The sequence below is a fragment of the Pseudomonas sp. v388 genome, from assembly GCF_003935425.1.
GTDB lineage: Bacteria > Pseudomonadota > Gammaproteobacteria > Pseudomonadales > Pseudomonadaceae > Aquipseudomonas.
Window position 1 is genome coordinate 171080 of sequence record NZ_RHQN01000010.1, and the last position, 13166, is coordinate 184245.

General features: G+C 61.8%; 10 protein-coding genes. 5 read left to right on the forward strand and 5 right to left on the reverse strand.

Translation table 11 applies throughout. The features are described from left to right. Positions 1-24: 24 nt before the first annotated feature. Entirely contained in the window at positions 25-2136 is a 2112-nt protein-coding gene (locus EGJ27_RS22080) for a TonB-dependent siderophore receptor (RefSeq protein WP_125832879.1), read from the reverse strand. A gap of 198 nt (positions 2137-2334) precedes the next feature. Beyond that, positions 2335-3636, reverse strand: a complete 1302-nt coding sequence (locus EGJ27_RS22085; RefSeq protein ID WP_125832880.1) for an Nramp family divalent metal transporter — start codon at positions 3634-3636, stop codon at positions 2335-2337. A gap of 94 nt (positions 3637-3730) precedes the next feature. On the opposite strand from EGJ27_RS22085, the gene EGJ27_RS22090 reads away from it, so the two are divergent. Further along, the gene (locus EGJ27_RS22090) at positions 3731-4183 is read left to right on the forward strand and encodes a hypothetical protein (RefSeq protein WP_125832881.1); all 453 of its coding nucleotides are present in this window, start codon (positions 3731-3733) and stop codon (positions 4181-4183) included. A 229-nt stretch (positions 4184-4412) separates the two neighbouring features. Further along, positions 4413-5510, forward strand: coding sequence for an SMP-30/gluconolactonase/LRE family protein (locus tag EGJ27_RS22095; RefSeq protein WP_125832882.1), 1098 nt, complete (start codon positions 4413-4415; stop codon positions 5508-5510). A gap of 15 nt (positions 5511-5525) precedes the next feature. Here the strand turns inward: EGJ27_RS22095 and EGJ27_RS22100 are convergent, their stop codons facing one another. Together EGJ27_RS22100 and EGJ27_RS22105 are read right to left on the reverse strand one after the other, a co-directional pair. Further along, positions 5526-6740 carry an HPP family protein gene (locus EGJ27_RS22100; RefSeq protein ID WP_125832883.1) on the reverse strand — a complete coding sequence of 405 codons (1215 nt, stop codon included), beginning with the start codon at positions 6738-6740 and terminating at the stop codon, positions 5526-5528. A gap of 94 nt (positions 6741-6834) precedes the next feature. Beyond that, positions 6835-7746, reverse strand: coding sequence for a LysR substrate-binding domain-containing protein (locus EGJ27_RS22105; RefSeq protein ID WP_125832884.1), 912 nt, complete (start codon positions 7744-7746; stop codon positions 6835-6837). A gap of 139 nt (positions 7747-7885) precedes the next feature. Here EGJ27_RS22105 and EGJ27_RS22110 point away from each other — a divergent pair, with 139 nt between their 5' ends. Then, positions 7886-9202 carry an MFS transporter gene (locus tag EGJ27_RS22110; protein WP_256672899.1) on the forward strand — a complete coding sequence of 439 codons (1317 nt, stop codon included), beginning with the start codon at positions 7886-7888 and terminating at the stop codon, positions 9200-9202. Between the two features lie 18 nt (positions 9203-9220). Further along, on the forward strand, positions 9221-10495 hold the full coding sequence (locus tag EGJ27_RS22115; RefSeq protein WP_125832886.1) for a glucarate dehydratase family protein: 1275 nt from the start codon (positions 9221-9223) through the stop codon (positions 10493-10495). Positions 10496-10524: 29 nt separating this feature from the next. Here EGJ27_RS22115 and EGJ27_RS22120 read toward each other — a convergent pair whose 3' ends face one another. After that, positions 10525-11472: a DNA/RNA non-specific endonuclease gene (locus EGJ27_RS22120; protein ID WP_125832887.1), complete on the reverse strand. Its 948-nt coding sequence runs from the start codon at positions 11470-11472 to the stop codon at positions 10525-10527. 160 nt (positions 11473-11632) lie between these two features. On the opposite strand from EGJ27_RS22120, the gene EGJ27_RS22125 reads away from it, so the two are divergent. After that, on the forward strand, positions 11633-13165 hold the full coding sequence (locus tag EGJ27_RS22125; RefSeq protein WP_125832888.1) for a sensor domain-containing diguanylate cyclase: 1533 nt from the start codon (positions 11633-11635) through the stop codon (positions 13163-13165). Position 13166: the final 1 nt, after the last annotated feature.

Below are 13166 nucleotides of genomic sequence, written 5' to 3' on the forward strand. Positions count from 1 at the left end.
TGAGGGTCGATTCGAAGGTGCCGATCAGAGACTCAAGGTCAGGCTGACGGTGAAGTTGCGCGGCTCGCCGGGGTTGACCCAGTAGTTGCTGTACGAGCGCTCGTAGTATTTTTCGTCGAACAGGTTGTTCAGGTTCAGGCCCAGGGTGAGGTTGTCGCTGGCTTTGTAATGGGCCAGCAGGTCGACGGTCTGGTAAGCGGGCAGCTCAAACTCCTTGCCGGACTCGCCGGAGCGGTCGCCGACGTAAGTCCAGGCCATGCCGACATCCGATCCACGCAGGCGGCCTTCCTGAAATTCATAAACGCCCAGCAGGCTGCCGCTGTGTTTGGCAACGCCGAGAATCCGGCTGCCGGTGGGAATGGTGGTATCGCCTTTGGTGACTTCAGCGTCGATCCAGGCATAGGCACCGATTACCCGGACCGCGTCGGTGAGTTGCCCGGTGACTTGCATATCGATGCCCTGGCTTCGCGCCTTGCCCATGGCGCGATTGCTATCGGTCGCAGGGTCCAGCGCCAGCACGTTTTCCTTGTCGATGTGAAAAGCGGCGAGGGTGGTGCTCAGTCGGTCATCGAACAGCTCGGCCTTGAGCCCGGCTTCGTAACCCACGCCTTCTTCAGGGTCGAAAGAGCCGCCGTTTGCATCCAGGCCGTTGTTGGGCTTGAACGAGGTCGAGGCGTTGGCAAACACACCAACCTGTGGCGTCAGCTGGTACAGCAAGCCAGCACGTTGAGTGAACGCGTCATGCCGCTGGCCCGACGTGGCATTGCGGGCATAGTCGTCAGTCTGTTGGTCGAAGTGTTCGTAACGAACGCCGATCATGCCGCGCAGCTTGTCGGTGAAGACAATCTGGTCCTGCAGGTTCAGCGCCCGGCTTTCGGTGTGTTCCTGGAAATCGGTGCCGGAACGCAGGCCGTTGGGTTTGGCCTGGCCGTAGACCGGGTTGTAGATATCGATGCCGTACGGATTGCCCGCGATGGTGGTGACTCGTTCCTGCTTGCGGTAATTCTCGTACTCGGTGCCGATCAGCACTTCATGTTCCAGGCTGGCCGCATCGAAACGGCCGCGCAGTTCGAGCTGGGTAATGCTGTCGTGCCAGGCGTTGTCCCGTTCCCGATAACGACGGTTGACAGTGTGGCCGTCGACATTCAACGGCCGCGCTTCGCTGGCGAAACCCTGCATCTCGCCTTGTTTGTAATGGCTGGCCAGGCGCAGCGACCAGAAGTCGTTCAACTGATGATCCAGCGCCACCTGAATCATGTTGTTGTCGTTATCGATATCGTCGTCCGGCTCGCCCAGAAACGTCGACCGGGAAACGCCGCTCCACTTGTTGTTCGGCGCGACCACGCCCCGGTCGAAGGTCGAGGTGTGGCGAACGAACTCGGTTTCCAGCAGAAGGTGGGTGTCGGGGTTCAATTGCCAACTGAACGACGGCGCGACGAAGACCCGCCTGGCTTCGACGTGATCGCGGAAACTGTTGTTGTTTTCCACCGCCAGATTGACCCGCGACAGCACGTCGCCTTGCTCATCCAGGGGCGTGTTGACGTCCAGCGCGGTTCGGTAACGGTCCCAACTGCCCGCGCTGGTCTGCAAGGTGGTGAACGCATCGCGCTGCGGTTTCTTGGTGACGATATTCACCGTGCCGCCCGGATCGCCACGGCCATAAAGGCTGGCGGCCGGGCCTTTGAGCACTTCGATGCGTTCGATATTGGCGGCGTCGGGCGTAGCGGGGTAGCCACGGTTGGCGCTGAAGCCGTCCTTGTAGAACTCGGACGTCGTGAAGCCACGGATGCTGTACTCGTAAAGCGTCAGACCGCCGAAGTTGTTCTGCTTCGACACGCCACCGGCGAAGTCCAGTGCGCGCTCGACGTTATGGCTGCCGAGGTCTTGAAGCACTTTGGCGGGCACCACGCTGATTGATTGCGGCACATCGCGGATCGCGGCGTCGGTCTTAGTCGCGGTCGCCGAGCGGGTGGCGCGGTAACCGTCTACGGGGCCGGTGGCCGTCTCGTAGTGAGAGTCGGACGTGATAGTCACGCTTTCCAGTTCCAGGGTATGCGGCGCTTGCTCCGCGAAACCGGCATTGCCCAGCACGCCGAAGGCCAGACCAGTCAGCGATGCAATTCTACGAGACGACATGTACGACTCTTCCTGATAATTAAGTTGTTATAACGTAACAATTATGGCGGGATTATTTCCGATAACGCGGACGGCGCATAGGAAAATTTTCAGGAGAGGCAAGCAGGGAGATGGAAAAGGAGCGGGCGAATCGGGCGGTTGTAACTGGGAGGGTAAATCACGCGGCGCCGGGCGGCGCCGCGTGGTGCAAGCCGGGTATCAGGCCAGCAGTTCGGTTCCGAGCTGGAACGCGACCCACAGGGCCAGGCCGGTGGCGAAGGTCAGAGCGATGTTCTCGAACCAGTTGTTGCGGTATTCCTTGCTCAGCAGCGACTTCTGGTTGGACATGATCAGCAGGCCGAGGGAAATGATCGGCAAACCGACGATGTTCAGCGCATTCACGCCCAGGGTCAGGGTCACGAAGTCCGGCATGCCCGGCAGCGACCACACCAGCGGCGTGACGAGGATGAACAGCATGAACCAGCGGTGCATCGGGTCGCGATGGTATTCCTTGCCATAACGCGCGCGACGTTCCGGACGGATGTGCTGGAAGGCATCGGTGATCAGCATCGGGAACGCGGTAGTCTTGCCCGAAACACTGGCGAACAATGTGGCGAACACGCCGATGAAGAACACGTACCAGCCGATCGAACCGAAGTATATTTCAAGCGCTTTACCCAGGTCAGCCAGGGTATTCACTTGCAGACCGTTAGGGCGCAGGATTTCAACACCGACCACCCAGATGGCCAGGTTGATGATGATCCCGACGATCACAGCGAACAGCAGGTCATTGCGCTGGATGCGCTTGTGCTCGGGGCCGACCCAGCCTTTCTGGCGCATGACGTAAGGGTGAACGAAGTTGGCGATGGAACCGGCAACCGCACCGATCACCGAGACCGCCACCAGCAACGCGCCGTGGACGCCTTCATCCGGCGGGATGCTGAAGCCGATGGTGCCTTTCAGAATCCCGGTGACATCCGGTCCGGACATGATGGCCAGCGCCAGGAAGGCCAGGGTCATGATCGCCAGCAGGGCTTTCATCACGCCTTCGATCAGCGAGTAGACGTTGCGCCCCACCAGCAGCCAGACCGCGATGACCACTGCCACCGAGCACAGCAACGGCTGATTGATGTTCAACAGCATCGCCAGTGCTTCACCGGCACCCTTGAGCATGTAGGCGTTGATCAGATGCCCCATGAGCAGGGCGTAGGCAAGCATGAACCAGGCGAAGAACGGGTGGAGTTGCGCGTAGCCCTCCAGGATCGACATGCCTTTGTTATTGCACAGCTGGAAGCGGGCAATGATGTTGACGATCAGGAACCTGAGCAGCAGAGAGACGGCCAGCACCCACATCATCGCGTAGCCGTAGTTGGCACCCGCAACCGAAGAAGTGATCAGATCGCCGGCACCAAGCCAGGACAGTACCGCGATGATGCCGGGTCCGAGAAGCTTGGCGAGTTTCTTCATGCGAGGTTCGGCGACCGCGCCTAATTTTTCGTCCAGCGGGGGGCTGCTAGCCATGAGGGGGTATCTCCGTTGTTATTGTAATAAGACGTTACGCAGTTAAGCGCAAAGTCAGACGTCGTACAACAGCGGCTTTTGGGGAAATGTAAGTTTGTTTTTCATTGATTCGGTTGCGCAGGTACCCAGTACTTGCCCAGCCGCGCCGAGCGGAGTGGCGCTGGAAACCCTGATCCGCAGCAAGCCGGACGTCTACCTGATGACCGGCACCCAGCGGGTACGCAACGGCATCAGCGCGATTCCGTTCGGCTACGACATTGACCACGCTTTGGTGAAACAGCAGATGCGCGGGCTGATGCAACGCACCGGATTCGCCTCGGTGGCCCGTGATCCGCAGAGCTGCGTGGCGGGAATTCATCATCAGTTCTACAACAGCGTGTTCAACCTTATCGGTCTGGAATATCTCGCCAAAGCCATCTGGCCCGAAACGTTTAACGACTTGAATCCCGACGCCAGCTACCGCGAGCTGATAGCCCGATTCACCACGTTGCCCACTGATGTGCCGTTCGTGTTTTCCGGGCGGGAGTGTTTCCCAGAGCATGGATGAGCGCAACTGCGGACTTCGCTGAACCTGTAGGCGCGACCGGGGCGGCGTTCCGCCTTGCCCGTGGCAGCGGTGTTCCTGGCCATGGATCTGCTGTGGATGTAGCGATTTTGCTGCCGCTGCGCGCCAGATCGCCAGCAAGCTGCCTCCGACAGGAGTTATGCATCTTGTACGATGACTTACCACGCGGTAAAACTGCGCTCCGTCCAATAATAAAATCACGGAGACGCCCATGGATCGTTCGCAACCCGTCGTACAACCGGACCACAGCCGCAGAAAATTTCTCAAGACCTCATTGGCGGTGTCCGCCGGCGTCGCGGCACTCGGCAACCTGGCATTGCCGCGTCTGGCCAAGGCCGAGCCGCTTAGCCAGCGTTATCCAGACCCGCTGGTCAAGATCCTCGACGACAGCTTCATGGAACTGCGGGTGTTCAACGCCAGCGTCGAAAAGCTCGCCACCGGCCTGCGTTGGGCCGAAGGCCCGGTGTGGATCGGCGACGGCCGCTATCTGCTGATCAGCGACATCCCCAATAACCGCATCATGCGCTGGGACGAAGTTACCGAAAGCCTCTCGGTGTATCGCGAACACTCCAATTTTTCCAACGGCCTGTGCCGCGACCGGCAGGGCCGTTTGCTGGCCTGTGAAGGTTCGACCACCACCAGTGAAGGCCGGCGCGTCACCCGCACCGAGCACAACGGCAGCATCACCGTGCTTGCCGACAGCTTTGAGGGCAAGCCGCTCAATTCGCCCAACGACATCGTCTGCAAACGCGACGGTTCAGTGTGGTTCACCGACCCGCCATTCCAGACCGGCAATAACTACGAGGGTCACAAGGTCACGCCGGTGCAGCCCCACGGCGTGTACCGCATCGACGGCGAGAAGGGCGCCTTGACCCGAGTGATCGATGACCTCAACGGCCCTAACGGCCTGTGCTTCTCGCCGGATGAAAAAACCCTGTACGTGGTGGAAGGGCGCGCCAGGCCCAATCGGATCATCTGGGCGATCACCGTCAACGACGACGGCACGCTGGGCGCGCGGCGCAAGCACATCGAAGGGTTGGAATACGCCGCCATCGACGGCATCAAGTGCGACGAAAGCGGCAATCTGTGGTGTGGCTGGGGCGGCAACGGCGACCCCAAGGCGGACCTGGAAAAGCTCGATGGCGTGCGGGTCTTCAACCCGGAAGGCAAGGCTATCGGCCATATTTCATTGCCCGAGCGTTGCCCGAACCTGTGCTTCGGCGGGCGCGAGGGCAACCGGATCTTCATGGCCGGCAGCCACTCGATCTACTCGCTGTTCGTCAACACTCGGGGCGCCACCTTCGCGTGAAGGCCGCGCGCGTGCTCACTCGGCGACCGGCTGAGCGCGCGCAGTTTTCTCGAAACCTTCGCCGCGCACCGCCTGATACAGCGCGGCGATCAGGTCCGACTGGGTAATGATGCCCACCAGCCGCTGACGCTCGTCGATGATCGGAATGTGTCGATGACCGTTCTCGGAAAACACCGGCACCAGATCGATCAACAGCCGGTCGCTGCTCGATACTCGCACCGTGCGGGTCATGATGTGCCCGACCTGACGCAGTTCTTCACTGCGTTTAGGACGCACCAGCGAGCGCAGGCGCCAGGCCAGGCCGTCGTGTACATCCAGATCGATCTGCTTCATGAAATCGGCCACGGTCAGAATCCCGAGCAGATGCTGCTGGCGGTCGATGATCGGCAGCGCCTTGATCCGGTGCTGGCGCATCAGCGCCCAGGCGTCACGCAGCGGCGTTTCCGGGCGTGCGGTGACCGGTTCGCGGGTCATCACCTCGCTGCAGCGCAGGTGCCCGACGTTACGCTCGAAACTCAATGCGGCAGTCTGTTCCAGCAAGGACTCAAGATCCTCGCGATTGACGTCCAGAACTTCGTTATAGCGTGCCAGCACGGCGTCCAGATCGCTGCGATGCAGCCGGGTCGCGGCGGGTTCGGTGCTGGCCGGTCGGTTCAGATGCGGCCAGCGGCGCCCGGTCAGGTTGTTGTAGACCAGCCCGGCACCTACCAGCAGCAGGGAATCGATCAGCACCGGGCTGAGCGCGTATTCGAAACGGTCGCAGCCCATCAGCACCATCAACAATGCCGACGCGCCGCCGGGCGGATGCAGACAACGCAAGGCCAGCATCACGGCAATCGCCACGCCCACCGCCAGACCCGCCGCCAGGGTGGCGTCCGGCACCCAGCGATAGCAGGCGATGCCAACCAGCGCCGACAGGGTATTGCCACCCACCACCGACCAAGGTTGGGCGAGCGGGCTGGATGGCAGGGCGAATACCAGTACCGCGCTGGCGCCCAGCGGTGCGACCAGGGCCAGGCCCAACACGCCATGATCATGGGCCACCAGGCCGTTGAGCCAGAACGCCGCGCACAGCGCCACCAGCAGAATACCCAGCGCCGCGCCGCTGCTGGCGCGCAGTTTTTCCAGCGCATCGATATTCAGCGGCGCAGGCCAGAAGGAGCGCGCAGTCGTTATCAGGCGGGTGCGCAGGGAAGGGCGGGAAGTTGGAGCATCGTGATTGGACGGCATTGAAACAGTCTTCAAAGGCAGAGGGCGCAGCCGAACAAGCCGGCGCAAAAAAAGTACAGCGGGGCGCGATGGTAGCGCGGATGAACCGCAAGGGCTAATCAGCGACGGGTTGGCCGTCGGCGTTCACGGCGGCGCGGATCGCTTCGAGCAGCATCATGCACGCCGGATTGTCATTGTCGGTGCGCCAGATCAGATGCAGTTCGCTCTGCACGCCTGGGTCCAGTTCGACGGCGCGGAACGTCACGTCCTTGAACACCACGTTGGTAGCGCAGCGCGGGACCAGCGCCAAGCCCATGCCGGCGTTGACCAGCGCCAGGATGGTCAGCGACGAACCCAGCCACTGCACGTATTCGGGCGCCACTCGGGCCGAGCGGAACATGCCGGTCAGCAGCTCGTTGAACGGCGGATAAGCCGAGTGGGAATACATCAGGAACGGCACGCCGTCCAGGTCACGCACCGCCACCGATTCGGCGCGAGCCAGCGGATGCGCGCTGGGTATCGCCAGCACGAAGGGTTCACGCACCAGGCACTCGGTTTCATAACCGGGCTGGAACAGCGGCGCGCGGACGATGCCCAGGTCGATGCGCCGGGCGCGCAGCGCTTCGTGCTGCTGGTAGGTGTTCATCTCGGTGAGGGAAATCTTTACGTGGGGCTGGTTCAAGCGCGCCTCGGCGATCACCTTGGGCAGGAATTCATAGACTGCACTGCCGACGAAACTGATGGTCACCGAGCCGATATCGCCTTCGGCGATGCGGCGGGCAGCGATGGCGGCCTGTTGCGCACGCTCCAGCAGGGTTTGCGCCTCGATGAAAAATGCGCGTCCGGCGGCGGTCAGCGCCACGCTGCGGGTGCTGCGGGTGAACAACTCGACTCCCAGGTTGTGCTCCAGCAATTGAATCTGCCGGCTCAAGGGCGGTTGAGTCATGTTCAGCCGCTCGGCGGCACGGCGGAAATTCAGTTCCGTGGCCACGGTGGTGAAACAGCGCAGTTGAGCCAGTTCGAACATTGATCTATTCCAGGTATCAATCAAATCGCAATCTAGATTAGACGGGAATAATCTGCGCGTCCATGATCGGCACATCCCCAAAAAAACAATGAACGGGAATCGCCATATGAATCAGCTCCCCGGATCCGTCGATCCCGCTGTGCTTGCCCGTGCGGCGAGCAAAGTCAAACGCCACATCCTGCCGCTGTTCGTGGTGATGTTCATCGTCAATTACATTGACCGGGTGAACATTGGTTTCGTGCGCAGCCATCTGGAAACCGACCTGGGCATCGGCGCTGCCGCCTACGGCCTGGGCGCCGGGCTGTTCTTCGTCGGCTACGCGCTGTTCGAAGTGCCGTCCAACCTGCTGTTGCAACGCTACGGCGCCCGCGCCTGGCTGACCCGCATCATGTTCACCTGGGGCGCGGCCGCCATGGCCATGGCCTTCGTGCGCGGCGAAACCAGTTTCTACGTGCTGCGCTTCATTCTCGGTGCGGCGGAGGCGGGGTTCTTTCCCGGCATCATCTATTACTTCACCCAATGGCTGCCTGCCACCGAGCGCGGCAAGGCCATGGCGATCTTCCTCAGTGGTTCGGCCATCGCCTCGGTAATCTCGGGTCCGCTGTCCGGTGCGCTGCTGGGCATTACCGGCCTGAACCTGCACGGCTGGCAGTGGATGTTCCTGATTGAAGGTTTCGCCTCCATCGCCTTGTGCGGCTTCGTCTGGTTCTGGTTGCAATCGCACATTCATGAAGCGAAATGGCTGAGCGAAGAAGAGAAAGTCGCCCTGAGCACGACCATCGCGGATGAGCAACGGGCCAGGGAAGCGGCGCAGACGGTGAAGCCTTCGATCTTTCGGCTGCTGGCCGACCGGCAGATCGTGCTGTTCTGCTTTATCTACTTTTCCATCGCGTTGACCATCTACGGCGCGACCTTTTGGCTGCCGAGCATGATCCGCAAGATGGGCAGCCTCAGCGACTTCGAAGTCGGCCTGTTCAACTCGGTGCCGTGGATCATTTCCATTGTTGCCATGTACGGCTTCGCGGCACTGGCCGCACGCTTCAAGCATCAGCAGGCGTGGGTCGCCACCACCTTGGTGATTGCCGCTGCCGGCATGTTCATGTCCACCACCGGCGGACCGATCTTCGCCTTCGTCGCCATCTGTTTCGCAGCCATCGGTTTCAAGGCGGCTTCCGCACTGTTCTGGCCGATTCCCCAAGGCTATCTGGATGCACGCATCGCAGCGGCGGTCATCGCGCTGATCAACTCGGTGGGCAATCTCGGCGGCTTCGTCGCCCCCACCGCGTTCGGCTTCCTGGAACAGACCACCGGCTCCATTCAGGGCGGGTTGTACGGCCTGGCGCTGACCTCGCTGTTGGCGGCCGTGGTGATCTTCTTCGCCCGCACCGCGCCTGGGCCTCAGTCGCCGCCGCTGCACGCTGCTCCTTTGCACACGCCTTCACGCCTCAAGCCCTGATCTACCGGGAGAACCGCTTTGAAAATCACACGAGTGACCGTCACCCCCATCGCCTTCCGTGATCCGCCGTTGCTCAATGCCAGCGGCATCCACGAGCCCTTCGCGCTGCGTTCGATCATCGAAGTGGAAAGCGACAACGGCTACATCGGCCTGGGCGAAAGCTACGGTGACGCCCCGGCACTGGCGATCCAGCAACAACTGCAAAGCCAGTTGATCGGCCTGGACCCGTTCAACCTCAACCAGTTGCGGCGCATCGTCCAGGCCACGGTGGCAGCCAATAAACCGGCCAGCGTCGCGGGTGCCGAACTGGCGCCCGGTTCCCACGCCAGCAAGGCGGTGAGCAACGCGTACTCGGCTTTCGAAGTGGCGTTCCTCGATCTGCAGGCCCGCTCCATGAACCTGCCGCTGGTGGATTTGCTCGGCGGCGCGGTGCGCGATGAGGTGCCGTTCAGCGCTTATCTGTTCTTCAAGTACGCGCAGCACGTGGATTCGCCTTACCCGCCGGACAGCTGGGGTGAGGCGTTGAGCGAAGAGCAGATCGTCGCCCAGGCGCGGCGCATGATCGACGACTACGGCTTCAAGAGCATCAAGCTCAAGGCCGGGGCACTGGACCCGGAACATGAAGTGGCCTGCATCAAAGCGTTGAAAAAGGCTTTTCCCGGCCTGCCGCTGCGCATCGACCCCAACGGCAACTGGTCGCTGGAAACCGCGATTCGCATGGCCGAACTGCTGGGCGACGACCTGCAATATTACGAAGACCCGACGCCGGGGCTGGACGGCATGTCCGAACTGCACAAGCGTACCGGCCTGCCGCTGGCGACCAACATGGTGGTCACCGATTTCGACGAGTTCCGCCGCAGCGTGGCGCTGGACAGCGTGCAGATCGTGCTGGCGGACCACCATTACTGGGGCGGACTGCGCGACACCCAGGTGTTGGCGAAGATGTGCGACACCTTCGGCCTTGGGGTTTCGATGCATTCCAATTCACACCTGGGCATCAGCCTGATGGCCATGGCCCACGTTGCGGCTTCGGTGCCCAACCTGGATTACGCCTGCGACACCCACTACCCGTGGCAGGAACCGGACGAGGAAGTCATCAAGGGCGGCAAGCTGCCTATCGTCGATGGCTGCGTGAAAATCACCCGTGAGCCGGGCCTTGGCCTGGAGCTGGACTACGACCAGCTGGGCAAGCTCAACGACCAGTTCCTGACCTGCGGCATCCGCCAGCGCGACGATGTGCGGCAGATGCAGAAGTACAAGCCGGACTGGAAAGCGGTCAAGCCGCGTTACTGAGCCGCCCGGTTGCCGAGCCGACCCGCAGGTTACAGGCGGATGTCCTGCGGGCCGCGAATCTGCGCTTCGATGCGGGTGCCGGTCAGGCGCTCCTCGTTGGAGAAACCGTCGAACCGGGCAAGCTCGCCGAAGCGGATACCGGTGAGCTGTTCGATCTGCGTCACGCTGCACTGGTAGGTCTTCAAACGGCCGAAGGTGAAATCCAGTTGCCCCAGTTCACGGCTCTGGGTGATCAGATAGGCGCTGGCCGACGGCTTGCCGTCATCACCCAGGAATGCCACCACTTTCCAGAATGCCGAGGGTATCAGCACGCCACGGTAACGCCGGTCCTCGTCGTGCAGCACCGGGCCGCTGAACACCGTGCTGCGCTGCTTCCAGCGCCGGGTGTTGTCCAGAATGTAGTCTTCCAGTTCCAGCCAGGTCTTCTGGTTGAACGCGCCCATCTGCGGCGCGCAATTGGTGAAGTGAAAGGTGTCGCCATTGGCGACTTCGGCCTGCGGCCCCCAGTTGGGGTCCTGACGGCGCACCAGATGGCCGCGATCCAGCAGATTATCGGCATACAGGCTTTCACCGATCTGCGCTTCGGTCGGCAGCCTGCCGTCGAAAGCCCAGGCATCGCGGCCGCGTTTGACCTCCACGCTGCGCTCCCCGTCGATATTCACGCCCACATACAGGGCCAGCCGCCGACTGCGGGACATGGTGATGGAAAAATGCTGGTAATCCAGACGCTCGCCGGGTGTGCCCACAGGGTAGACATCGGTCGCCAGCTGCTCATTCGGGGTTGGCCACGGCACGTTGAAATCGCCGAGGAAATCCTCGGCATAACCCTCGCGCTCCTGCAGGTCGGCCGCCGGCGTGATGCGCGGCTGAACCAGAGTCTGCGTCGGCGCGAGCAAAGCGGCGTCGCTATGCAAAGGCTTGAGATCGGCAAGGCGAGGGCGGTAGGCAAGGTCTACGGTCAGGGTATCGGCAGCCATGGTGGTTCTCCGGCAACTGAGGAAGGTTCCTTGCAGTCCAGCACATCTGCATGACAACCCTGCGCACGCTTTCCTCTTTGCCCCACTGTCGCTACAGTTCCGGGTATCCCATCCGTCTACGCGCCATTACGGTCAAGGTCGCAAAAGGAAGCCTTTATTTATGCCTGGAGCGGCCGCTCATTCCGACGGTATCTCGCATTCGTTCATTCAGCGCCTGGCTTTGGCGTTCGTGGTGCTGGTGGTGGTGCTGATCCTGGCGCTGGGCGTCTGGCAAGCCTGGGCCAGCTATGACCGGCACTTGCAGGAAGGCGAGGTCAATACCGCCAACCTGACCCGCTCCGCCGCCCAGCATGCCGAAGACGTGATCAAGGAGCTGGACGCCTTCTCAGCCGGCATGGTCGAGCGTCTGCAATGGTACGCCCTGACGGACCTGGACAAAGCGCGCCTGCACCGGCTGTTCAAGATCCAGGGCGGCATCATGCAGCAGATCCACGGGGTGTTCGTCTACGACCGTGACGGCAACTGGCTGGTGACCGACAAGGACAACCTGCCGGCCAATGCCAACAACTCGGACCGCGAGTATTTCCGTTATCACCGTGAGCATCCCGAGGACAGCCAGACCCACATCGGCCCGGTAATCCGCAGCCGCTCCACCGGCGACATGGTCATTCCGTTGTCGCGGCGTATCAACAACCCGGACGGCAGCTTTGCCGGGATCTTTCTGGTGACCTTGTACCTGGATTACTTCAACCGCTTCTATGCCGGTTTCCGGCTGGACGAGCAGGGTGTCTTCGTCATTTCGCTCAGTGACGGCACGATCCTGACGCGGCGGCCGTTCGACGCAGCCGTGGTGGGCACCAGCCTGGCCGGCGGCACGATTTTCACCCAGTACCTGCCCAAATCCCCGTCGGGGACTGCGCACATCACGTCCATCGTCGACAAGGTGGAGCGCATCAACAGCTACCAGCAACTGGAGCGTTACCCGCTGGTGGTCCAGACCGGCTTTGCCCGAAGCGACATCCTGCGCCCGTGGCGACAGGAGCTGTATCGCTCGGCCGTGCTGTTCGGCGTGCTGATCCTGGCGGTTGCCGGTTTCGGCGTGGCGTTGCTGCGCCAGATCAGGTTTGGCGTCGCCATCGAAAAAGAGCTGCGGGAAACCCATGTGGCCCTGGAAAAGCTGGTCATGGAAGACGGCCTTACCGGGCTGGCCAACCGGCGCCATCTGGATGTGGTGCTGCCGCTGGAAATCAGCCGGGCGCGGCGCCTCAATGCACCGCTGGGCGTGTTGATGATCGATATCGACCACTTCAAGCGCTACAACGATTTTTATGGTCACCAGGAAGGCGATGGCTGTATCCGCGCCGTGGCCCGGGCGGTCAAGCAGGCCATCGGCCGCACCGGCGACATTGCTGCCCGTTATGGCGGCGAGGAGTTCACGGTCATTCTGCCGGGGGCTGACGAACTGGGGACCTATCAGGTGGCGCTCGCCATTGCCGACGGCGTTCGCGGCCTGGGCATGCGCCATGAAAACAGCGATCTGGGCTTTGTGACGGTCAGCATCGGCGCTCATACCCTGTTGCCCAAGGGCCCGGAGCTTTCGCCCGAGTCGCTGATCAAGGCCGCCGACGAAGCGCTCTATCAGGCCAAGCAGGATGGGCGCAATCGCATCCATCCGGAGCTGTGCATCCTGTAAC

Bases quoted from the DNA above. Each gene is read 5' to 3' on its own strand.
- EGJ27_RS22080 (WP_125832879.1), bottom strand. From the start codon at position 2,136: ATGTCGTCTCGTAGAATTGCATCGCTGACTGGTCTGGCCTTCGGCGTG.
- EGJ27_RS22085 (WP_125832880.1), bottom strand. From the start codon at position 3,636: ATGGCTAGCAGCCCCCCGCTGGACGAAAAATTAGGCGCGGTCGCCGAA.
- EGJ27_RS22095 (WP_125832882.1), top strand. From the start codon at position 4,413: ATGGATCGTTCGCAACCCGTCGTACAACCGGACCACAGCCGCAGAAAA.
- EGJ27_RS22100 (WP_125832883.1), bottom strand. From the start codon at position 6,740: ATGCCGTCCAATCACGATGCTCCAACTTCCCGCCCTTCCCTGCGCACC.
- EGJ27_RS22105 (WP_125832884.1), bottom strand. From the start codon at position 7,746: ATGTTCGAACTGGCTCAACTGCGCTGTTTCACCACCGTGGCCACGGAA.
- EGJ27_RS22120 (WP_125832887.1), bottom strand. From the start codon at position 11,472: ATGGCTGCCGATACCCTGACCGTAGACCTTGCCTACCGCCCTCGCCTT.
- EGJ27_RS22125 (WP_125832888.1), top strand. From the start codon at position 11,633: ATGCCTGGAGCGGCCGCTCATTCCGACGGTATCTCGCATTCGTTCATT.